18 protein-coding genes and 1 pseudogene are annotated in these 18,821 nt (G+C 72.3%); 13 read left to right on the top strand and 6 right to left on the bottom strand.

The annotated features are described in order from the left end of the window. The first annotated feature begins 23 nt into the window (after positions 1 to 23). Positions 24 to 407, top strand: a complete 384-nt coding sequence (locus tag KGS77_RS08510) for a helix-turn-helix transcriptional regulator (RefSeq protein WP_242579988.1) — start codon at positions 24 to 26, stop codon at positions 405 to 407. Positions 408 to 819: 412 nt separating this feature from the next. Further along, positions 820 to 1,290: a DNA starvation/stationary phase protection protein gene (locus KGS77_RS08505; protein ID WP_242579986.1), complete on the top strand. Its 471-nt coding sequence runs from the start codon at positions 820 to 822 to the stop codon at positions 1,288 to 1,290. Positions 1,291 to 1,619: 329 nt separating this feature from the next. Here the strand turns inward: KGS77_RS08505 and KGS77_RS08500 are convergent, their stop codons facing one another. Further along, positions 1,620 to 1,775 (bottom strand): hypothetical protein, encoded by a 156-nt coding sequence (locus KGS77_RS08500; RefSeq protein ID WP_242579985.1) that lies wholly within the window; start codon positions 1,773 to 1,775, stop codon positions 1,620 to 1,622. A gap of 135 nt (positions 1,776 to 1,910) precedes the next feature. Between KGS77_RS08500 and KGS77_RS08495 the strand changes: the two genes are divergently transcribed. Beyond that, positions 1,911 to 2,138 (top strand): hypothetical protein, encoded by a 228-nt coding sequence (locus tag KGS77_RS08495; RefSeq protein ID WP_242587356.1) that lies wholly within the window; start codon positions 1,911 to 1,913, stop codon positions 2,136 to 2,138. Here KGS77_RS08495 and KGS77_RS08490 read toward each other — a convergent pair. Further along, positions 2,107 to 2,934: a DNA-formamidopyrimidine glycosylase family protein gene (locus KGS77_RS08490; protein ID WP_242579984.1), complete on the bottom strand. Its 828-nt coding sequence runs from the start codon at positions 2,932 to 2,934 to the stop codon at positions 2,107 to 2,109. The two genes, KGS77_RS08495 and KGS77_RS08490, sit on opposite strands and share 32 nt — an antisense overlap. Positions 2,935 to 3,006: 72 nt before the next feature. Further along, positions 3,007 to 7,801: pseudogene (locus KGS77_RS08485) on the bottom strand (DEAD/DEAH box helicase). Between the two features lie 193 nt (positions 7,802 to 7,994). Between KGS77_RS08485 and KGS77_RS08480 the strand changes: the two are divergent. The 3 genes from KGS77_RS08480 (at position 7,995) to KGS77_RS08470 (ending at position 10,449) form a co-directional block, all read left to right on the top strand. Further along, a complete protein-coding gene (locus KGS77_RS08480; RefSeq protein WP_242579983.1) occupies positions 7,995 to 8,909 on the top strand; it encodes an AraC family transcriptional regulator in 915 nt (304 codons plus the stop codon). A 443-nt stretch (positions 8,910 to 9,352) separates the two neighbouring features. Beyond that, complete coding sequence (locus tag KGS77_RS08475) at positions 9,353 to 10,144, top strand: AzlC family ABC transporter permease (RefSeq protein WP_242579982.1); 792 nt, start codon at positions 9,353 to 9,355, stop codon at positions 10,142 to 10,144. Then, positions 10,141 to 10,449 (top strand): AzlD domain-containing protein, encoded by a 309-nt coding sequence (locus tag KGS77_RS08470; RefSeq protein WP_242579981.1) that lies wholly within the window; start codon positions 10,141 to 10,143, stop codon positions 10,447 to 10,449. Before KGS77_RS08475 ends, KGS77_RS08470 begins: the two co-directional genes overlap by 4 nt. 125 nt (positions 10,450 to 10,574) lie before the next feature. Here the strand turns inward: KGS77_RS08470 and KGS77_RS08465 are convergent, their stop codons facing one another. Further along, complete coding sequence (locus tag KGS77_RS08465; RefSeq protein ID WP_242579980.1) at positions 10,575 to 11,495, bottom strand: hypothetical protein; 921 nt, start codon at positions 11,493 to 11,495, stop codon at positions 10,575 to 10,577. A gap of 229 nt (positions 11,496 to 11,724) precedes the next feature. Here KGS77_RS08465 and KGS77_RS08460 point away from each other — a divergent pair, with 229 nt between their 5' ends. Then, a complete protein-coding gene (locus tag KGS77_RS08460) occupies positions 11,725 to 12,021 on the top strand; it encodes a hypothetical protein (RefSeq protein ID WP_242579978.1) in 297 nt (98 codons plus the stop codon). A 120-nt stretch (positions 12,022 to 12,141) separates the two neighbouring features. On the opposite strand, the gene KGS77_RS08455 is transcribed toward KGS77_RS08460, so the two are convergent. Continuing rightward, entirely contained in the window at positions 12,142 to 12,483 is a 342-nt protein-coding gene (locus tag KGS77_RS08455) for a histidine kinase (RefSeq protein WP_242579976.1), read from the bottom strand. A gap of 298 nt (positions 12,484 to 12,781) precedes the next feature. On the opposite strand from KGS77_RS08455, the gene KGS77_RS08450 reads away from it, so the two are divergent. The 4 genes from KGS77_RS08450 to KGS77_RS08435 all read left to right on the top strand — a co-directional run bounded on the left by KGS77_RS08450 (position 12,782) and on the right by KGS77_RS08435 (position 15,879). Continuing rightward, positions 12,782 to 12,976 (top strand): DUF3046 domain-containing protein, encoded by a 195-nt coding sequence (locus KGS77_RS08450; RefSeq protein ID WP_242579975.1) that lies wholly within the window; start codon positions 12,782 to 12,784, stop codon positions 12,974 to 12,976. 49 nt (positions 12,977 to 13,025) lie between these two features. Further along, entirely contained in the window at positions 13,026 to 14,402 is a 1,377-nt protein-coding gene (locus KGS77_RS08445) for an AI-2E family transporter (RefSeq protein ID WP_242579974.1), read from the top strand. 44 nt (positions 14,403 to 14,446) lie between these two features. Continuing rightward, entirely contained in the window at positions 14,447 to 15,268 is an 822-nt protein-coding gene (locus KGS77_RS08440; protein ID WP_242579973.1) for an SDR family oxidoreductase, read from the top strand. A 470-nt stretch (positions 15,269 to 15,738) separates the two neighbouring features. After that, on the top strand, positions 15,739 to 15,879 hold the full coding sequence (locus tag KGS77_RS08435) for a hypothetical protein (protein ID WP_242579972.1): 141 nt from the start codon (positions 15,739 to 15,741) through the stop codon (positions 15,877 to 15,879). 126 nt (positions 15,880 to 16,005) lie between these two features. On the opposite strand, the gene KGS77_RS08430 is transcribed toward KGS77_RS08435, so the two are convergent. Further along, positions 16,006 to 16,512: an SMI1/KNR4 family protein gene (locus tag KGS77_RS08430; RefSeq protein WP_242579971.1), complete on the bottom strand. Its 507-nt coding sequence runs from the start codon at positions 16,510 to 16,512 to the stop codon at positions 16,006 to 16,008. A 444-nt stretch (positions 16,513 to 16,956) separates the two neighbouring features. On the opposite strand from KGS77_RS08430, the gene recA reads away from it, so the two are divergent. Then, positions 16,957 to 18,081 (top strand): recombinase RecA, encoded by a 1,125-nt coding sequence (recA, locus tag KGS77_RS08425; protein WP_242579970.1) that lies wholly within the window; start codon positions 16,957 to 16,959, stop codon positions 18,079 to 18,081. Between the two features lie 6 nt (positions 18,082 to 18,087). Further along, a complete protein-coding gene (gene recX / locus KGS77_RS08420; protein ID WP_242579967.1) occupies positions 18,088 to 18,735 on the top strand; it encodes a recombination regulator RecX in 648 nt (215 codons plus the stop codon). The last annotated feature ends 86 nt before the right edge of the window (positions 18,736 to 18,821 follow it).

Below are 18,821 nucleotides of genomic sequence, written 5' to 3'. Positions count from 1 at the left end.
GAGGTCCGAGGAGGGAGCCAGCGATGATCCTGCTTCGTCGCCTGCTGGGTGACGTGCTGCGACGACAGCGTCAGCGCCAGGGCCGCACCCTGCGCGAGGTCTCCTCCTCCGCCCGGGTGTCGCTCGGTTATTTGTCCGAGGTGGAGCGGGGGCAGAAGGAGGCGTCCTCCGAACTGCTCTCCGCGATCTGTGACGCGCTGGACGTGCGGATGTCCGAGCTCATGCGGGAGGTCAGCGACGAGCTGGCGCTCGCGGAGCTGGCCCGGTCCGCGGCTGCGAACGAGCCGGTGCCGGCTCCGGTGCGACCGAAGTTCAACGCGGTGTCGGTCGCTTCTCTGACGGGAATGCCGGAGGACCGTGTGACGATCAAGGCTCCGGCGGAGGCCGTGGACGTCGTCGCGGCCTGACCTGCGCGTACGTACGCCGCGCGGCGGCCCGGTGGCGCACGTACTCCCGGCGCTCATACTTTGGGCACTTCGGGTCGCCCCGCACCTGTGCTTGTGCTTGCCTGTACGGCTCATAGCTGTGCACCTACGTGTACGGTCGCGCGCCCGCATCCGTACAGGCGTGCTTCTCTCCTCGCCTCACTTCCTCACTCCTGCTGTCCGTGGCTCTCGCCGGGCCGCGAAGAACCGACCAAGAAGTCGAAGCAGAAGTCCCGAACCCGAAGTCCCGTCCGGCCTTGAGCGCCGGGCGGGACTTCGGGCATTCCGGTGTTCTTCCTGGGTACCCGCCTCTCATCAGACAGGGCCATCAGACAAGGCCAAGAGTTTGTAGGATGGGCGAATCGGAACATTTCGCCCGAAAAGGAGTGAATGGATGTCTGTGGTCAAGAGCACGCTGTCCGACGACGACCGCAAGACCGTCGGTGACGCTCTCCAGGGAGCCCTCGTCGACCTCGTGGACCTCTCGCTCGTGGCGAAGCAGGTCCACTGGAACGTCTACGGGCCGCGCTTCCGGTCCGTACATCTCCAGCTCGACGATGTCGTGGACACCGCCCGGCAGCATGCCGACACGGTCGCGGAGCGCGCGTCGGCCATAGGCGTGACACCGGACGGGCGCGCGGAGACGGTCGCCAAGACCAGTGGGATCGGCACGGTGCAGGACGGCTGGATCAAGGACGCCGACGCCGTACAGACCCTCGTACGGGCGCTCGGAGCCGTCATCGAGCGGATGCGGGAGCGCATCAAGGTCACGGACGAGCCGGACCCGGTCACGCAGGACATCCTGATCGGACTGACCGCCGACCTGGAGAAGCACCACTGGATGTTCCAGGCCGAGACCGCCTGAGCGGTGACCCGGGCGGATCACCAGGGGAGTGACGCAGGGGAGTATCACCAGGGGAAGTGTTGCCACGGGAAGTGGGCCGCCCCCGGGTGCGTGCGTGAGCGCGGGCCCGGGGGCGCCTTTCGTGGTGCCGTGCGCGGGATGCGCCGGCGCGCGGCCGGTGGCGATGTGCCGTGCGGCGGTGCGGTGGCCTGCGTACGGCCTGGATGCGGTGGACGCGGAGCCGGGTCAGACTGCCAAAGAGGCCGGGGCGGGACCTCCGGGCGTGTTTTCGTCGCTGTGTTCGCGCCGGTAGTGCCCCGGTGCGCCCTCCCAGGGGCGGATGCGTCCGTCTAGCGTCGGCCGGAGGAGGCAGCCATGGCACGGCAGGACATCTCGGCCCGTACCTCGGCGGCGCGGATATCGGGCTCCCGGCTTGTGGCCGTCTTCGTGGCGTCGTCGGCGTCCTTTGCGCCCATGGCGTTCCTGGCGTCGGCCGTGTCCGCCATATGCGCCGCCGTGCGGGTGAGGGGCGGCAAGGCGTACGAAGCGATGCTGCGCACGGCACGGGCCGGGCGGCGCAGACGGGGCGAGCGAGGCCGGTGGCGGTGGGCGTGGGTGGGGGTGGCGGCGGCCGTCGGGGGATGTGGTGGTGGGCCGTGCTGCGGCTGGCGCTGTGGCCGCAGACGTCCGGGGCGGTGGAGGGAGCCGTGGCGGCGGGCGGCTGGGGGCTGAGCCTGTTGCCCGTCCACTGCGTTCCGTGGGAAGGGCATGGCAGGAGGCCGCGCGGGCGCGCGAGCGGGCGTACGAATGGGCGCGCGAGCAGGCGTACGGGGTGGTTCAGCGGGGCCGGCTTCCGGCGCCGGGGGTGAGGTCCGAGGTCTCCTCCGGCTGACAGGCCGGGCACCAGAAAGTGACCCGCTCTTGGGCGGCGGGTCCCTGGTCAGCGGTACGGACGGCGGTGCCGCAGCGCAGACAGGGCCGTCCGGCGCGGCCGTAGACCCACAGGCGGCGGTCCTGGCGGGCGCTGGAGGTGGTGACGCGGTAGGGGCGGTCCTTGTTGGCCTCCAGGAGCTTCTTGGCGAGCGCGACGGTTCGCTCGGGAGCGGTGAGGCGGCCTACGGGAAGCCAGGGGGAGGCACGGAGCAGGAAACACAGCTCGCATTTGTAGATGTTGCCGATGCCGGCCAGATTGCGCTGGTCCAGCAGGGCTTCGCCGAGCGGACGGCCGGGGTCGCGGAGCAGCCGCCGCAGGGCCTCTTCCGGGTCCCAGCCGGGGCCGAGCAGGTCCGGGCCGAGATGGCCGACGGCCCGGGACTCGTCCGCGGTGCGCAGCAGTTCCAGGACGGGGAGGCGGTAACCGACGGCGGTGCGGTCCGCGGTGCCCAGCACCGCCCGGACCTGATGGGCGGGTCCGCCGCGCCAGCGCTCGCCGGGGGCGTAGATCTTCCACGCGCCGTCCATGCGCAGATGGGAGTGGAGGCTCAGGCCCCCCTCGACGCGGGTGAGCAGATGCTTGCCGCGGGAGACCACCTCCAGGACGGTACGGCCGGTCAGGTCCACGGTGGCGAGCCGGGGGACGCGCAGGTCACTGCGCGTCAGCGTCTTGCCGGCCAGCGCCTCGTGGAGCTGCCGCGCCGCGCGCCAGATCGTGTCACCTTCGGGCATACGCCCATGATGCCGCCGGTAGGTGGTGGCGCGTACGGACACGGTCCGCGTACGAGGCCGCCGGGCGCGCCCTCACGGTCTCAGGCGCAGACCGCGCGGGGTGGCGTGGAAGCCCGCAGCTTCCAGGGCAGGGGCCAGGGGAGAGGTCAGGGCCGCCACGCCGTTCACGCGCTCGACGGTGACCGTGCCCAGGGCGCCCGCGCGGGCCGCGGCGGTCAGCGCTTCCAGAGCCGGGCCCAGCCGGCTGCCGGCCGTCGCCTCCCCGGCGTCCCGGGGAAGCTGCCAGGCCAGCAGGGTCTTGCCGCCGCGCTCCATGTAGAGGATCAGCTCGCCGTCCACCAGGACGACCAGGGAGCCGGCCTTGCGGCCCGGCTTGTGGGTGGAGCCGTCGGGCGGCTCCGGCCAGGGCAGTGCGGCACCGTAGGCGTTCGCCGGATCGGCGGCGGCCAGTACGAACGCCCGCGCGGGCGCGGTCCGGCGGCGCTCCTCCTGCCAGGGCGCGGAGACTTGAGGCATGGGCTCCTCGGTGGTGCGCTCCCGCCGGGCGGCGACCGCGCGCAGCCGGTCGACCGCGCCCTCCATCGCGAACTGGGCGGCGCCCAGGCCCTCCACGACATAGCCGCGCCGGGCCTGCCCGGTCTCCTCGAACACGGACAGGACACGGTAGGCGGCGGAGAAGCCGCCCTCGACGCCCTCGGCGGTGACCGCGCCACGGGTGACGACCCCGTGCCGGTCCAGGAGCGTACGGGCCAGGGCGTGGGCGCGGCGGGTCGCCTCCGGCTCGGGACCGGGAAGCAGGGACCAGCGGCCGGCCACGGTCGGCGGGCCGGACCGGGAAGCGGGCCGGCTCATGCGCCCGGAGCCGCCGGTGAGGGCGCCGGCCGTGAACCCCACCCCGGCGTTTCCATAACGGCCGCGCGGCACCGGGCGCTTGGCACGGTGCGCGGTGGACCCGGCGGTGCGCCCCGAGCCGAGGAGGGCGCGCAGCGGGGCGAGGGTGTCGTTGGTGAGGCGGCCGGACCAGGCCAGCTCCCACAGCGCGTCGGCCAGTTGGGGGTCGGTGCACTCGGGGTGGGTGGTGGCCCGTACCTGGTCGGCGATCTGGCGGAAGAAGAGTCCGTAGCCGGGGGCCAGGGCGCTCAGGACGGATTCGTGCAGCGCGGTCGGTTCGAGCGGGTACGGGGGCGGCAGGAGCAGCGGCGCTGAGTCGGCCAGGTGCAGGGAGATCCAGCCGTCCTTGCCGGGCAGGGCGCCCGCGCCGGCCCACAACACCTCTCCGGTGGCGGTCAGTTCATCCAGCAGGGCGGGGGTGTAGTCGGTGACGCGGGAGGGCAGGACGAGTTTTTCCAGGGCGGAGGCGGGCACCGCGGCGCCCTGCAACTGCTCGATGGCCCGCAGGAGTCCGTCGATGCCGCGCAGGCTGTGCGTGCCCAGGTGCTGCCACTGGGGCAGGAACGCGGCCAGGGCGGTGGGTGGTACCGGCTCCAGCTCCTCGCGCAGGGCGGCCAGCGAACGGCGGCGCAGCCGGCGCAGGACCTGGGCGTCGCACCACTCCTGGCCGGTTCCAGGGGAAGGCGCGGCGTGCAGCGCTTCCGGTGAAGGGTGGTGGGCGACGGGTGGGCGGAATTCGCCCGGTACGACCCGGCCGGCCGCGGCGAGGCGGTGCAGGGCGCCGTCCGTGACGGCCGTGCCGAGGCCGAAGCGGGCCGCGGCCTGCTCGGAGGTGAACGGGCCGTGCGTACGGGCGTAGCGGGAGAGCAGGTCGCCCAAGGGGTCCTTGACGGGTTCGGTGAAGGATTCCGGGACGCCTACGGGCAGGGCGGTGCCCAGGGCGTCCCGCAGCCGGCCGGCGTCCTCGACGGCGGCCCAGTGGTCCTGCCCCGCGATGCGGACCCTGATGGCGCGCCGGGCCACCGACAGGTCCTGGGCCCATCCCGGCTCCGCGCCGCGCTCGGCCAGCTCCGCGTCGGTCAGCGGCCCCAGGACGCGCAGCGCGTCGGCCACGCCCTCGGCGTCCTTGACCCGGCGGTCGTCCGTGCGCCACTGGAGTTCGCGCTCCAGCTCGGCCAGCACGTCCGCGTCCAGCAGCTCGCGCAGTTCGGCCTGGCCCAGCAGCTCCGCCAGGAGGCGGGAGTCCAGGGACAGCGCGGCGGCCCGGCGCTCGGCGAGCGGGGAGTCGCCCTCGTACAGGAACTGTGCGACATAACCGAACAGGAGCGAGCGGGCGAAGGGGGAGGGCTCGGGAGTGGTGACCTCGAGCAGGCGGACCCGGCGTGCCTCGATGTCTCCCATCAGCTCGGCCAGCCCCGGCACGTCGAAGACGTCCTGGAGGCATTCGCGTACGGCCTCCAGGATGATCGGGAACGAGCCGAACTCACCGGCCACCTGGAGGAGCTGGGAGGCCCGCTGGCGCTGCTGCCACAGCGGTGTGCGCTTGCCCGGTGAGCGGCGCGGCAGGAGCAGGGCGCGCGCCGCGCACTCGCGGAACCGGGAGGCGAACAGCGCGGAGCCGCCCACCTGGTCGGTGACGAGCTGGTCCACCTCGCCCTTGTCGAAGACGACGTCGGCCGCGCCGACCGGGGACTGCTCGGGGTCGTACTCGGTGCCCCGGCCGGCCGCGCCGGAGCCGACCGGCCCGGCCGGGTCGGTGTCCAGGAGGTCCAGGCCCATCAGGTCGGCGTCGGGCAGCCGCAGCACGATGCCGTCGTCGGCGTGCATGACCTGGGCGTCCATGCCGTAGCGCTCGGAGAGACGGGCGCCCAGGGCGAGCGCCCAGGGGGCGTGCACCTGCGCGCCGAAGGGGGAGTGCACCACGACCCGCCAGTCACCGAGCTCGTCCCGGAAGCGCTCGACGACGATCGTGCGGTCGTCCGGCACATGGCCGCACGCCTGCCGCTGCTCGTCCAGATAGCCCAGGACGTTGCCGACGGCCCAGTCGTCCAGGCCGGCGGCGGCCAGCCGCTCTCGGGCCGCCTCGGGGGCCAGTGATCCGATCTCACGGAGGAACGCGCCCAGCGCGCGGCCCAGTTCCAGCGGGCGGCCGAGCTGGTCGCCCTTCCAGAAGGGCAGCCGGCCGGGAACTCCGGGGGCGGGGGAGACCAGCACCCGGTCGCGGGTGATGTCCTCGATGCGCCAGGACGTCGTACCGAGTGTGAAGACGTCACCGACCCGTGACTCGTAGACCATCTCCTCGTCCAGCTCCCCGACGCGCCCGCCGCCTTTCTTGGGGTCGGCGCCCGCGAGGAAGACCCCGAACAGGCCGCGGTCGGGGATCGTGCCGCCGGAGGTGACGGCCAGCCGCTGCGCCCCCGGGCGGCCGGTGACCGTCTGCGCGACGCGGTCCCATACGACGCGGGGCCGCAGCTCGGCGAAGGCGTCGGACGGGTAGCGGCCGGCGAGCATGTCCAGGACGGCCGTGAACGCCGACTCGGGCAGCGTGGCGAAGGAGGCGGCGCGGCGGACCAGGGCCAGCAGTTCCCCCACGTCCCAGGTGTCCATCGCCGTCATGGCCACGAGCTGCTGGGCGAGCACGTCCAGCGGATTGGCGGGGATGCGCAGCGACTCGATGGCGCCGGCCCGCATCCGCTCGGTCACCACGGCGGCCTGGACCAGGTCGCCACGGTACTTGGGGAAGACCACGCCCCGGGAGACCGCGCCGACCTGATGGCCCGCACGCCCCACCCGCTGGAGGCCGGAGGCCACCGACGGCGGCGACTCCACCTGGACGACCAGGTCCACCGCGCCCATGTCGATGCCCAGCTCCAGACTGGAGGTGGCCACCACGGCCGGCAGCCGGCCCGCCTTGAGGTCCTCCTCCACCTGGGCGCGCTGTTCCTTGGAGACCGAGCCGTGGTGGGCGCGGGCCAGCAGCGCGGGCGCGCCCCTGGCCGCCCCCGACTCGGCCATCAGCTCGGCGGGGAGTGGTCCTCCGGCAGTGCCTCGCCCGTGGCCCGTTCGTAGGCGATCTCATTCAGGCGGTTGCACAGGCGCTCGGCGAGGCGGCGGGAGTTGGCGAAGACGATCGTGGAGCGGTGCGCCTGGACCAGGTCGGCGATCCTCTCCTCGACATGCGGCCAGATGGAGGGCTTCTCGCCGGTGGCGCCCTCCTGGACGGGGGAGCCGCCCAGCTCCCCGAGGTCCTCGACCGGGACGACCACGGACAGGTCGAACTCCTTGCCGGAGGGCGGCTGGACGATCTCCACCCGCCGCTGGGGGGACAGATAGCGGGCGACCTCCTCCACCGGGCGCACGGTCGCCGACAGGCCGATACGGCGCGCCGGCCGCTCCAGAAGGGCGTCCAGCCGCTCCAGGGAGAGCGCCAGATGCGCGCCGCGCTTGGTACCGGCGACCGCGTGCACCTCGTCGAGGATCACCGTCTCCACGCCCGTCAGCGCCTCACGGGCCGAGGACGTCAGCATCAGGAACAGCGATTCGGGGTCGTGATCAGGATGTCCGGCGGGCGGTTGGCGATCGACCGGCGCTCGGCGGCCGGGGTGTCACCGGACCGGATGCCCACCCGGATGTCGGGCTCGGGCAGACCCAGACGTACGGACTCCTGGCGGATGCCCGTCAGCGGGCTGCGCAGATTGCGCTCGACGTCGACCGCGAGCGCTTTCAGGGGCGAGATGTACAGCACCCGGCAGCGCTTCTTGGCGTCGGCGGGCGGAGGAGTGGCGGCGAGACGGTCCAGGGAGGCGAGGAAGGCGGCCAGGGTCTTGCCGGAACCCGTCGGCGCGACGACCAGGACGTCGGAGCCCTCGCCGATCGCCCGCCAGGCACCCTCCTGGGCGGCGGTGGGCGCGCGGAAGGCGCCCGTGAACCAGTCCCGGGTGGCGGGGGAGAACGAGTCCAGCGCTGTCCTAGCCATGTTCCCTATCGTGCACCGGACCACTGACAGTCAGCCGTCCACAGGGCGGACGCGCAGGTCAGCGGTGGGGAGGGCGGAGCACAATGAGCCGGGAGGGGCGGTGACGCGAGGGGGTGAGGAGGCGAGGAGCATGCACGGGACACAGATGGTGCAGAGCATACGGAGAGCGCAGCGGGCGAACAGGGCAGACCGCATGACCGTGCCGGACACCTGGCTCCCGGCCGGGCCGGAGGCGGGAGCGGGCGCACGAGCCGGAGCCGAAGCCGGGGCCGGAGCTGGGGCCGGGCACGCGCCGCGCGAGTGGGCGCGGCACTGGCGCCACGCCCAACTGCCCGGCCTTGACCTGCTGCGCGCCCACTACGTCCGCCACTCCTTCCCCCGCCACTCCCACGACGGCTACGTGGTCTGCGCGGTCACCTCCGGCGTCGAGGAGGTGGGACTCCCGCACGGCGTCGTACAGGCGGGTCACGGGAGCGTCATCATGATCAACCCGGAGGTGCCGCACACCGCCCGCGCGGGCGTACCGGAAGGCTGGACGTACTCCACGCTCTACCCGTCCGCGCAGCTCGTCGCCGATGTCGCCGCCGAGACGAGCACCCTGCGCGGCACGGCCGGATTCACCGAGACCACGGCCGACGACCCGGGCGCGGCCCATCTGGTCAACGCGGTGCACCGGGCCGCCGAAGAGGGCGACGCGCTCGCCGCCGACAGCGTGCTGCGGATCGTCCTCGCCCGCCTGCTGCGCCGTCACGGCGGCCCGCTCCCGGCCCGTACGCCCCGTACGGCGGGTGCCCGGACCGCCGCGCGGGCCAAGGCGCTCCTGGAGGAGCGGATGGCCGACCCGCCCGGCCTCGAAGGGCTGGCGCACGAACTGCGGACCAGTCCCTTCGCGCTGCTGCGCGCCTTCAAGGAGACGTACGGAATGCCGCCGCACACCTGGCTCACCGACGCCCGGGTGCGCCGCGCGCGCCACCTCCTGGAAGCCGGGACGATGCCCGCCGAGGCCGCCGTCGCCGTGGGATTCACCGATCAGCCGCACCTGAACCGGCATTTCACCCGGATCGTCGGCGTACCGCCCGGCGCGTACCGCCGCGAACGGGCGCGGTAGAGGAAACCGCCCAGGGTTCCGCCCTCGCCGACCGGGGCGAGTGCGGCTCGCGCTCACCGGAGCCAAGGCCGACGACTGCCAGACGATGCGCGACGCGTTGGACCCGGCAGGCGGTCACACGCCGGCTCACCGCCTTCGATCGCCGATGGCCACAACGCCCCATGGACTCGTCCGCCTTGACGAGCCGGTGAGGTGCCGCTGGTCAGCGGTGAGTAGGGGTGGGGCGGGGCGCCGCGCAAGAACGTACAAGACGGGCGGGCACGGCGGCTCCTAACGTCCGGGGCGTGCCAGAACACACAGAGAGACCCATCGACGCGCCGTCCGGGGCGCACGCCGCTCCTGCCGCGTCGTCCGGCACCGGCGCGCCCGGAGCACCTGCCGCATCCGACGTGCCGGAAACAGCCGTCGTGTCCGGAACATCCGTCACATCCATCGCATCCGTTGTGCCGGACACCCGGGCGGCGTCCGAAGCCGTACCCGCCGCGCCGCCCGGGGCCAAGGCGGACGCGGCCGTCATCAGAGACGCGCTCGGCGTCGGCATCGCCGTCGGCCTCTCGGGCTTCGCCTTCGGGGTGACCGCGGCGGGCGCCGGGCTGACCCTCCTCCAGAGCTGCGCGCTGAGCCTGCTCGTCTTCACCGGCGCCTCGCAGTTCGCGCTCGTCGGCGCGCTGGCCGCGGGCGGCAACCCGTTCACGGCCGCCGCAGGAGCGTTTTTCCTGGGCGCCCGCAACGCCTTCTACGGGCTGCGCCTGTCCGGCCTCCTGGGCTACCGGGCGGCGGTCAAGCCGTTCGTCGCCCACTGGGTCATCGACGAGACCACGGCCGTCACCGTCGCCCAGCCCGACCGGCGCAGCGCCCGTCTGGGGTTCACGGCCACCGGCCTGACCCTGTACGTCCTGTGGAACCTCACCACCCTCATCGGTGCCATGGGGGCGCAGGCCCTCGGCGACACCGACGCCTGGGGGCTGGACGCGGCGGGCCCCGCCGTCTTTCTGGCGCTGCTCGCCCCGATGCTGCGCGGCACCGCCGAGAGAGCCGTCGCGGGCCTGGCGGTCGTGCTCCTTGTGGGCACGCTCCCGGTGCTGCCCGCGGGGGTACCGGTGCTCGTCGCCGCGCTCGCCGCCCCCGCCGTCCTCTTCGTCCGGGGCCGTACGGCGGCGAGCGGGCCGGCCCGCGTTCCTGAGAGCCGCGCCCCGCGCGACCGTACCGCGACACCGAAGGGGGAGGCGCGATGAGCGTCTGGATCGCCATCGGCGCCACCGCCGCCGGCTGCTACCTGTTCAAATACCTGGGCCTGCTCGTGCCCGCGGGCGTCCTGGAACGTCCGCTGGTCAAGCGGCTGGCGGCGCTGCTGCCGGTGGCGCTCCTGGCGGCGCTCACCGCACAGCAGACCTTCAGCGACGGCCACCACCTCCTGCTCGACGCCAGGGCCGCGGGCGTCGGCGCCGCCGTCGTCGCTCTCGTACTGCGCGCGCCGTTCCTCGTCGTGATCGCCGTGGCCGTGCTCGTCACCGCGGGCGTACGGGCCCTGGGCGGCTGATCCGTCGGCACCCGCACCAGTACGGGCATCCCCGCCCGCACCAGTAAGGGCGTCGGTTCCGGTGTTCCGGTCCCGGTCCGGGTCCCGGTCCGGGTCCCGGTCCGGATTGTCCGGGTGGCTCATCATCAGACGGCCAGCCGGCCGTACGAGCGCAGCGTCAGCAGCGCCTCGAGCGTCGCCATCGGTCGCCCTTCCAGGGTCGTACCCGGCGCCCACGCGCGGCAGTTGACCGGCCACCCGCCGTCCTCCCCCTGGAGGGAGGCGAGATGGTCCAGCGCCCGGTCCATCTCCGCGTCGGTGAACCAGCGGCGGGCCGGCGAACCGGGCGTCGGCGCGTAGTCGTACGCGAAGTGGTGCTCCCCGGGCGCGTACCCCTCGGCCACCGGGCTCCGCCCCGCCCGCCCGGGTTCCAGAAGGACCAGGTGCTGTTCCCGTACGAGTTCCCCCAGGCGCTGGGCCGCCGCGGCGGCGCGCGGGCGGTCCGGTGCGCCGTCCAGGAAGGCGAGCGCCGCCTGGACCTCGTACGGATGGGTCTTCTCCAGGCCCTCCACCGCCTGCCAGCAGAAGTCGGTGGCCCGGAACAGCCAGGCGTGCCACACCTCGTTGCGGTGCAGCACGCCCACCACCGGACCCGTGGCCAGCAGAGCGCTCGGAGGCTCGTCGGTCACCGCGACCCAGGGCGCCGCCGGGTAACCGCGCAGGGAGGGGTGGACGGCCGGCAGCGCGCCGTCGGGAGTGGAGATCCGGGTCAGGTAGCGGCAGATCCGCTCCACCTGCCGGGGGCCGCAGCGCCCGATGAGGTCCAGGACGGTCAGCGCGTGTGCGGTGTGGAGCGGCTGGCTGACCGGGCCGCGCAGGTCGGGTTCCAGGGCATGGCCGTACCCGCCGTCCTCGTTGAGGTACGCGGCCAGCGCGGTCTCGACCGCGTCCGCCCCGCCGTCCAGGAAGTGGTACTCGAAGCGGCGCTGTTCGAGCACACGGGCGGTGAGCCAGATGAAGCGCTCGGCACGGGCCTGCGCGGGCGATGATGCTCCATTTTCAGCCATGGACCGAAGGTAGGGCCGGAACGCGCGACGGGGCAGCGCCTCCCGTACGGCTGCACTCTCAGGAGCGGGGTACCGGACGCATCGGTTGACGGCCCCTATGAGAGGCGAATGCCGGGAATGAACCGGGGCGTTGGGAGCGAATTGGGTGATCGTCAGGGTCGTATAGGGTTACTGGCTGGTATTCGCCCCTCCCAACGGGGGCGGGCGAGCAGCACTTTGAAGGAGACTCATGCGTCGACGCATTTCCACCCTCGCCGTGACCGCAGCGATGGCCGGAGGCGTTCTGTTCACGGCTCTGCCCGCCCACGCGGCCCCGACGGCCGGCCAGGCCGTGATGGCGGCCCGCGGCGGCGCCGTCACCGTCGACATCCGCGAGATGCAGAAGCAGGTCGCCGAGCTGCGCGCCCGCGCCGACCGGCAGGACCGTGCGGGCAACCACGCGGGTGCCAAGCGCACCCGCGCCCAGGCGGACGCGCTCCAGCGCCGTATCCAGCAGTTCATCGACGCCGAGAACAACATGGGCTGACCGGACGGTCCACTGACGGCCTGACCGGGCCGGCGGTGACCTGGCCGGCCCTGTCCGCCCCGTGCACACCGCGGGGCGGGCAGGGCCGTGGCCGAGGTTCTTCGCGTTCCGTCCCGGCTCCTAATCCGGTGGCGCGAGACCGCGGGCCTTCTCCAGAGAGGCTTCGGCCGTCCGCCCGGCCAGCGACAGATGGGTACGGGCCGTGGCCGGGGAGCGGTCAGCCCTGGACCGAGCGGCCTCCACCAGCCCTATGACATCGGTCAGACCCTGCGCCAAAGCGGCGTGGACTTCCCTGGCCCGCCGTTCCCGCTCCGCGGCGAGGCCGGCCTCATGGGAGAGCCGGGCCACCTGTTCGCGGCTGCGGCGCAGATCCTCGACGAGCCGGGCCCGCTCCTCCCGCCCGCGTACGGTCCGCACCGCCCACAGGCCCAGGAGCACCAGCAGCCCGGTGCCCGGCAGCACGACTGACAGCACGACCGGCGGCACGGCTACCACAGAGGTATCGGCATCGGTATCCGTACCGGTATCGGTGTGGGTATGGCGTGAGCGTGGGGCTGTGTGCCGGCCGGGGGCGCGTCGCCCTGGACATGGGTGCGCACGGAACCGTTCCTCCCACTCGGGTTCTCGGCGGTCCGCCGCTCCTGATGCGGCGGGCGGACCAGGCGTAAGGGAAACTTACAGGTCAGACTGACAGGACAGACCTACAGGTCGGAGCTGACGGAGCCGGCGGAGCCGGTCGAGCCGATACGGAGCGGGACGCATGCGGTTGACGATCTTCTGGGAGAAGATGGCGGATCATTTCGGCGCGGCCTACGCCGATTCCTTCGCGCGTGATCACGTGATGTCCGAGCTCGGCGGGCGTACCGTCCATCAGGCGCTGGAGGCGGGGTGGAGCGCGAAGGACGTGTGGCGCGCGGTCTGCTCGGCGATGGACATCCCGTACGAGAAGCGCTGACGCGCGGGGCAGGGCGGGGACTGTCGTACCTGTGCGCGACACTTGGCCCGTGCCCGCGACTCCGAAGATCACCGGTCCCGACGACAACCGCCCTGACGACAGCAGCCCTGACGACAGCCGTTCCGATGACGGCCGTTCCGGCGACAACCGCCCCGACGACCCGCGTTCCGCGCGGATGCCGCGCTGGCTGCCCCGCGCCATGGTGCTGGCGCTCGCGCTCGTGGCCTGCTTCCAACTGGGGAGCTGGGCCTTCCACCAGCTCATCTCCCTGCTGCTGAACATCCTGATCGCGTTCTTCCTGGCGCTGGCCGTCGAGCCGGCCGTCGACTGGATGGCGGCGCGCGGCATGCGGCGCGGACTGGCCACCGGCGTGGTGTTCTTCGGCATCCTGATCGGGACCGCGGGCTTCTTCGCGCTCCTGGGGTCCATGCTGGCCGGACAGATCGCCAGGATGGTCGAGGAGTTCCCGCAGTACCTGGACTCCGTGATCAGTTGGATGAACGCCACCTTCCACACCCATCTGTCGCGGGTCGAGATCCAGAACAACCTGCTCAAGTCGGACTGGCTGCAGAAATACGTGCAGGACAGCGCCAACAACGTCCTGGCCGTCTCGGCAACCGTTCTGGGCAGCCTGTTCAACCTGCTGACGGTGGCGCTGTTCTCGTTCTACTTCGCTGCCGACGGGCCCCGGCTGCGGCGCGCGCTGTGCTCCGTACTGCCGCCGTCCCGCCAGGCGGAGGTGCTGCGCGCCTGGGAGATCGCGGTCGCCAAAACCGGCGGGTATCTGTACTCACGCGGTCTGATGGCTCTCATCTCCGGCATCGCGCACTACATCCTGCTGGAGATCCTCGGCGTCCCGTACGCGCCGGCGCTCGGCATGTGGGTCGGCCTGGTCTCGCAGTTCATCCCGACCATCGGTACGTACCTGGCGGGCGCGCTGCCGATCCTGATCGCCTTCACCGTCAATCCCTGGTACGCGCTGTGGGTCTTCGGCTTCGTGGTGATCTATCAGCAGTTCGAAAACTACCTGCTCCAGCCGCGCATCACCGCCAAGACCGTGGACATCCACCCGGCCGTCGCCTTCGGCTCGGTCATCGCGGGCACGGCGCTGATGGGCGCGGTCGGCGCGCTGATCGCGATCCCGGCGACCGCGACGCTGCAGGCGTTCCTGGGCGCGTACGTCAAGCGGTACGAGGTCACGGACGACCCGCGGGTGCATGGGCGCGGCCGGCCCAGGCGCGGGGCCCGGGCGCTCGCGCGCGTACGGCGCTCGCTGGGGGAACGCTCGCCCTCCGCACCGCTGGACGAGCGGACGCAGGAGGAGACGGACGCTGCCGGTGACGGGAGCGAGGGAAGGGACGGGAGCAAGGGAAGCGACGGGGGTAAGGGAAGAGACGGTGGTGAGGGAGGCAACGGCCGCGGGTGAGCCGGTCCGGTGACACGGGCGACGGTGCCGCCTAGAGTTCGATCATGACCTCCAGCGTGTCCGCGAACTCGACGAATCCGACGAATTCGGCTTCACAGGCGTACCTCTCCGAGCTGTTCTCCCTGGACGGCCGGACCGCCGTGGTGACCGGTGGCAGTTCCGGCATAGGCCGGGCCGTAGCCGGAGCCCTGGCGCGCGCCGGGGCGAGTGTGGTGATCGTCGCGCGCAGGCAGGCCGAACTGGAGGCGACGGTCGGTGAACTGACGGCGGACGGCTGCCGGGCGGCCTGGGTGAGCGCCGACCTGGGAACGCGTGAGGCCGTGCGTACGGCGGCGGAGGAGGCGGCCGGCACGTTCGGGGAGCCCGACATCCTCGTCAACTGCGCCGGGGTCAATCTGCGGCCCCCGATGAGTGAGCTGGGCGAGGACGTCTGGGACACCACGATGGCGGTCAACCTGGAAGCGCCCTTTCTGCTGGGGCAGCGGTTCGGGCCCGGCATGGCGGAACGCGGTTTCGGGCGGATCATCCACATCACTTCCCAGCAGGCCCATCGGGCGTTCGTCCAGAGCGGCGCCTACGGAGTCTCCAAGGGGGCGCTGGAGTCGCTGGCCCGCTCCCAGGCCGAGGCGTGGTCGCCGTACGGCGTCACCTGCAACACGCTGGTGCCGGGGTTCGTGATGACGCCGCTCAACACCCGGTTGTCCGCCGACCCCGAAAGGGTGGCGGCGCTGGCCGCGCGCACGCTGACCGGCCGCAACGGTGTGACCGAGGACTTCGCGGGCGCGGCGGTCTTCCTGGCGAGCCGCGCCGCCGCCTACGTCACCGGCCAGTCGATCTTCGTCGACGGCGGATTCTCCGTCCACTGAAACCGGGCCCGCCGGGAACGCCGGACCGGCGGAGGCGGCCGGTGGAGACGGGCGGTGGAGACGGCCGGTGGAGACAGGCGACCGGTGGAGGCGGCCGGCCGGTGCGCGGACGTCGAACAGCCGGGGACGCCGAATGGGTTCGGGTTACTTCTTTCCTCAGCGGCTTCACGACGATTCCGGTCCGGCCCCGGCCGCCGCTTCCCGGGGCATCCTGGTGCTGTTTGCCGAGTGGCGAGTGGCGAGCGAGGGGGGACGATATGGATGAGTTGCCACAGTGGCTTCAGGCGTGGTTCGCGGAGAACGAGGCCGGGTGCCTGGCGCGCGGTATCAGGGTGGTGCTGCGGCTCCGCCCTGCTGATGGACCTCCTGATCGTCCGGGACGCAAGCCCACCGCCGATGCGAGGGTGACCATCGAAGCGGGAAGCCGATGGGTGACCACGGCCGTCTACAGGAGCGGCAGGTGTCATCTCATGGGGATCGACGACCTGACCGGGGTGGTCTGGGCGGCGGATCACCGTCCCAGGTCCAAGGACGAGCTCGACGCGGTCATCGGGCAGGTTCTGGCGTGGGTCGATTCGAGGGCCGAGATGCCGAGCTGGGCCAGGACCTGACCCGAGGCGGGCCAAGGAACGCATCGCCCCGGGCGGCCGTCGGGCCCGGCGGCCGGAGCCGGCGGTCCGACGCGGTGGACCGATGCGATGGTCAGGCGCGGCGCGTGCGCCGGTGTCGGGGCGTATTCACGGGCGCTGGAGCCACTCGGTGTACCAGGCGCGAAAACCGGGGCTCGCCGGGACGAAGCCACTCCAGACCGGATCGATCCGCCAGATTTCACCAGCGTGCGGGCCATTCAGGATCAGCCGGATGAAAGTGCCGCACCCCTCTTCGGCCAGCATGAGCGTGCCCCGGGTCAGCTCGTCGGTCCGGGCGTCGATCCTGCCGGGCAGAGGCGCGGCGAGAGGAAACGGTGCGGCGAGCCGTCCCGGCAGCCGGTCCTGGTTCCACTCGTCATCCACGGCCCACTCGTCGCCGGCCTCCGGGCGGGGAGCGGTCAGCGGCATCAGCCCATGACCGGGACCGGCGGGACCGTCGCCCACCCGCGCGACGAAGGAACGGTACTGCGCCGGCAGGACGATGCCGTGCGCGGCCTCGAACGCCCTGATCTGTGCCTCCGGCAGCGCGGGCGCCAGCCCGTACCGGTGCGTGTCCGCCCCGAAACGCTCCCGCCCCGGGTCCCGTGTCGCCATCTCCCGTATCCGAGCGCGTACACCGCCCGTCGGCCATTCCGACATCCGGTGACCGTAGCAATGATGACGGCGCCCGGTTTCCTGCCGCCCCACTGCCCTGGCCACCTCTTCTTGCGCCGTGGCGATCACTTCCCCGGCGCACCCGGTGATATCTGCGTCACACGCCCACTCCGGCCGTGACGGCAGGTCGGCGAGCGCCTGCTTCCGAGCCGGATGACCGGCGCCGGCGGAGTATGTGATGCGCTTGACAGCAAAATCGAACATCTATTCTTATGGGAGTTCTGGCCGGTGTGACGGCTCGTGGGGCGGTCCGTGGCCGAGGTGGGAGCGGGGGGCGCCCGGTGAGTTATCCACAGGTCGGGACCGGGTCCGGGCGCATTGTCAGTGGCAGGCGTTAGCGTCGTGGACGTGAAGCGATCGACTCAAGCAAATCGGGTGGAACCCATGGCAGGCACTGACCGCGACAAGGCGCTGGACGCCGCGCTCGCACAGATCGAACGGCAATTCGGCAAGGGCGCCGTGATGCGCATGGGGGAGCGGCCCGACGAACCCATCGAGGTCATCCCCACCGGGTCGACCGCTCTGGACGTCGCGCTCGGCGTCGGCGGTCTCCCGCGTGGCCGTGTGGTGGAGGTCTACGGTCCGGAATCCTCCGGTAAGACGACCCTCACGCTGCACGCGGTCGCCAACGCGCAGAAGGCCGGCGGCGCCGTCGCCTTCATCGACGCGGAGCACGCCCTCGACCCGGAGTACGCCAAGAAGCTCGGCGTGGACACGGACGCACTGATCCTGTCCCAGCCCGACAACGGTGAGCAGGCCCTGGAGATCACGGACATGCTGGTCCGCTCCGGTGCACTCGACCTGATCGTCATCGACTCCGTCGCCGCCCTGGTGCCGAAGGCCGAGATCGAGGGTGAGATGGGCGATTCGCACGTCGGTCTCCAGGCCCGTCTGATGAGCCAGGCGCTGCGGAAGATCACCAGCGCGCTCAACCAGTCCAAGACCACCGCGATCTTCATCAACCAGCTCCGCGAGAAGATCGGCGTGATGTTCGGCTCGCCGGAGACCACGACCGGTGGCCGGGCGCTGAAGTTCTACGCCTCGGTGCGACTGGACATCCGCCGCATCGAGACCCTCAAGGACGGCACGGAAGCGGTCGGCAACCGTACCCGTGTCAAGATCGTCAAGAACAAGGTCGCCCCGCCCTTCAAGCAGGCCGAGTTCGACATCCTCTACGGCCAGGGCATCAGCCGCGAGGGCGGTCTGATCGACATGGGTGTGGAGCACGGCTTCGTCCGCAAGTCCGGCGCCTGGTACACGTACGAGGGCGACCAGCTCGGGCAGGGCAAGGAGAACGCCCGGAACTTCCTCAAGGACAATCCCGACCTCGGCAACGAGATCGAGAAGAAGATCAAGGAGAAGCTGGGCATCGGCGTGCGCCCGGCGGACCCGGCGGCCGAGCCCGGCCCGGACGCGGCGGGCGCGGCGGCGAGCGAGCCCGCCAAGGCGGCCCCGGCTTCGGCGGCCAAGGGGACGAAGGGCGCCAAGGCCGCCGCGGCCAAGGGCTGATCCGTCATGACGCGGCGAACGGAGTGGCCCGGCAGCGATCCCGGCACCGGCGGTGGCGCCGGGGCCGGCGTGCACCACCCTGCCCGGCGCCAGGACCGTGCGGACGGCGGTGGTTCCGGCTCGTCGAGGGCCGAGGCGGAACCACCGCGTACGCCCGAGGAGCAGGCGCGGGCGATCTGTCTGCGCCTGCTCACCGGGTCACCGCGTACGCGCAAACAGCTCGGGGACGCCCTGCGCAAGCGGGGCATCCCCGAGGAGACCGCCGAAGAGGTGCTCTCCCGCTTCGAGGAGGTCGGGCTGATCGACGACGCGGCGTTCGCCGACGCCTGGGTCGAGTCCCGCCACCACGGCCGGGGCCTGGCGCGCCGCGCGCTCGCCAGCGAGCTGCGGACCAAGGGCGTGGACGCCTCGATCGTGGAGACGGCCGTCGAGCAGCTCGACTCCGAACAGGAGGAACGCACCGCCCGCGAGCTGGTCGCCCGCAAAATGCGTTCGACGCGAGGGCTGGACCGGGAGAAGCGGCTGCGCCGGCTCGCCGGGATGCTGGCGCGCAAGGGGTACGCGCCGGGACTGGCGCTGCGGGTGGTGCGGCAGGCACTGGAGGAAGAGGGAGAGGACCCGGAGCTCCTGGAGCACCACTTCCCCGAGATATGACCCACGAGACCGGTGCGCCGATGGGTCGATGGAGTCGGGGAGCGGGGGAGACGTGGAACGTGGGGCGCGGCAGCGGTGGGGGCGGG

Origin of the sequence: Streptomyces sp. MST-110588 (assembly GCF_022695595.1) — a bacterium.
GTDB lineage: Bacteria > Actinomycetota > Actinomycetes > Streptomycetales > Streptomycetaceae > Streptomyces.
The sequence above is the reverse complement of the archived record's forward strand: the minus strand, read 5'-3'. Positions and strand labels throughout refer to the sequence as shown.

What these genes read in the sequence shown, in the direction of transcription:
- KGS77_RS08510 (WP_242579988.1), top strand. Translation starts at nt 24, where the DNA reads ATGATCCTGCTTCGTCGCCTGCTGGGTGACGTGCTGCGACGACAGCGT.
- KGS77_RS08505 (WP_242579986.1), top strand. Translation starts at nt 820, where the DNA reads ATGTCTGTGGTCAAGAGCACGCTGTCCGACGACGACCGCAAGACCGTC.
- KGS77_RS08500 (WP_242579985.1), bottom strand. Translation starts at nt 1,775, where the DNA reads ATGGCGGACACGGCCGACGCCAGGAACGCCATGGGCGCAAAGGACGCC.
- KGS77_RS08495 (WP_242587356.1), top strand. Translation starts at nt 1,911, where the DNA reads ATGTGGTGGTGGGCCGTGCTGCGGCTGGCGCTGTGGCCGCAGACGTCC.
- KGS77_RS08490 (WP_242579984.1), bottom strand. Translation starts at nt 2,934, where the DNA reads ATGCCCGAAGGTGACACGATCTGGCGCGCGGCGCGGCAGCTCCACGAG.
- KGS77_RS08480 (WP_242579983.1), top strand. Translation starts at nt 7,995, where the DNA reads ATGACCGTGCCGGACACCTGGCTCCCGGCCGGGCCGGAGGCGGGAGCG.
- KGS77_RS08470 (WP_242579981.1), top strand. Translation starts at nt 10,141, where the DNA reads ATGAGCGTCTGGATCGCCATCGGCGCCACCGCCGCCGGCTGCTACCTG.
- KGS77_RS08465 (WP_242579980.1), bottom strand. Translation starts at nt 11,495, where the DNA reads ATGGCTGAAAATGGAGCATCATCGCCCGCGCAGGCCCGTGCCGAGCGC.
- KGS77_RS08460 (WP_242579978.1), top strand. Translation starts at nt 11,725, where the DNA reads ATGCGTCGACGCATTTCCACCCTCGCCGTGACCGCAGCGATGGCCGGA.
- KGS77_RS08450 (WP_242579975.1), top strand. Translation starts at nt 12,782, where the DNA reads ATGCGGTTGACGATCTTCTGGGAGAAGATGGCGGATCATTTCGGCGCG.
- KGS77_RS08440 (WP_242579973.1), top strand. Translation starts at nt 14,447, where the DNA reads ATGACCTCCAGCGTGTCCGCGAACTCGACGAATCCGACGAATTCGGCT.
- KGS77_RS08435 (WP_242579972.1), top strand. Translation starts at nt 15,739, where the DNA reads ATGGGGATCGACGACCTGACCGGGGTGGTCTGGGCGGCGGATCACCGT.
- KGS77_RS08430 (WP_242579971.1), bottom strand. Translation starts at nt 16,512, where the DNA reads ATGGCGACACGGGACCCGGGGCGGGAGCGTTTCGGGGCGGACACGCAC.
- recA (WP_242579970.1), top strand. Translation starts at nt 16,957, where the DNA reads ATGGCAGGCACTGACCGCGACAAGGCGCTGGACGCCGCGCTCGCACAG.
- recX (WP_242579967.1), top strand. Translation starts at nt 18,088, where the DNA reads ATGACGCGGCGAACGGAGTGGCCCGGCAGCGATCCCGGCACCGGCGGT.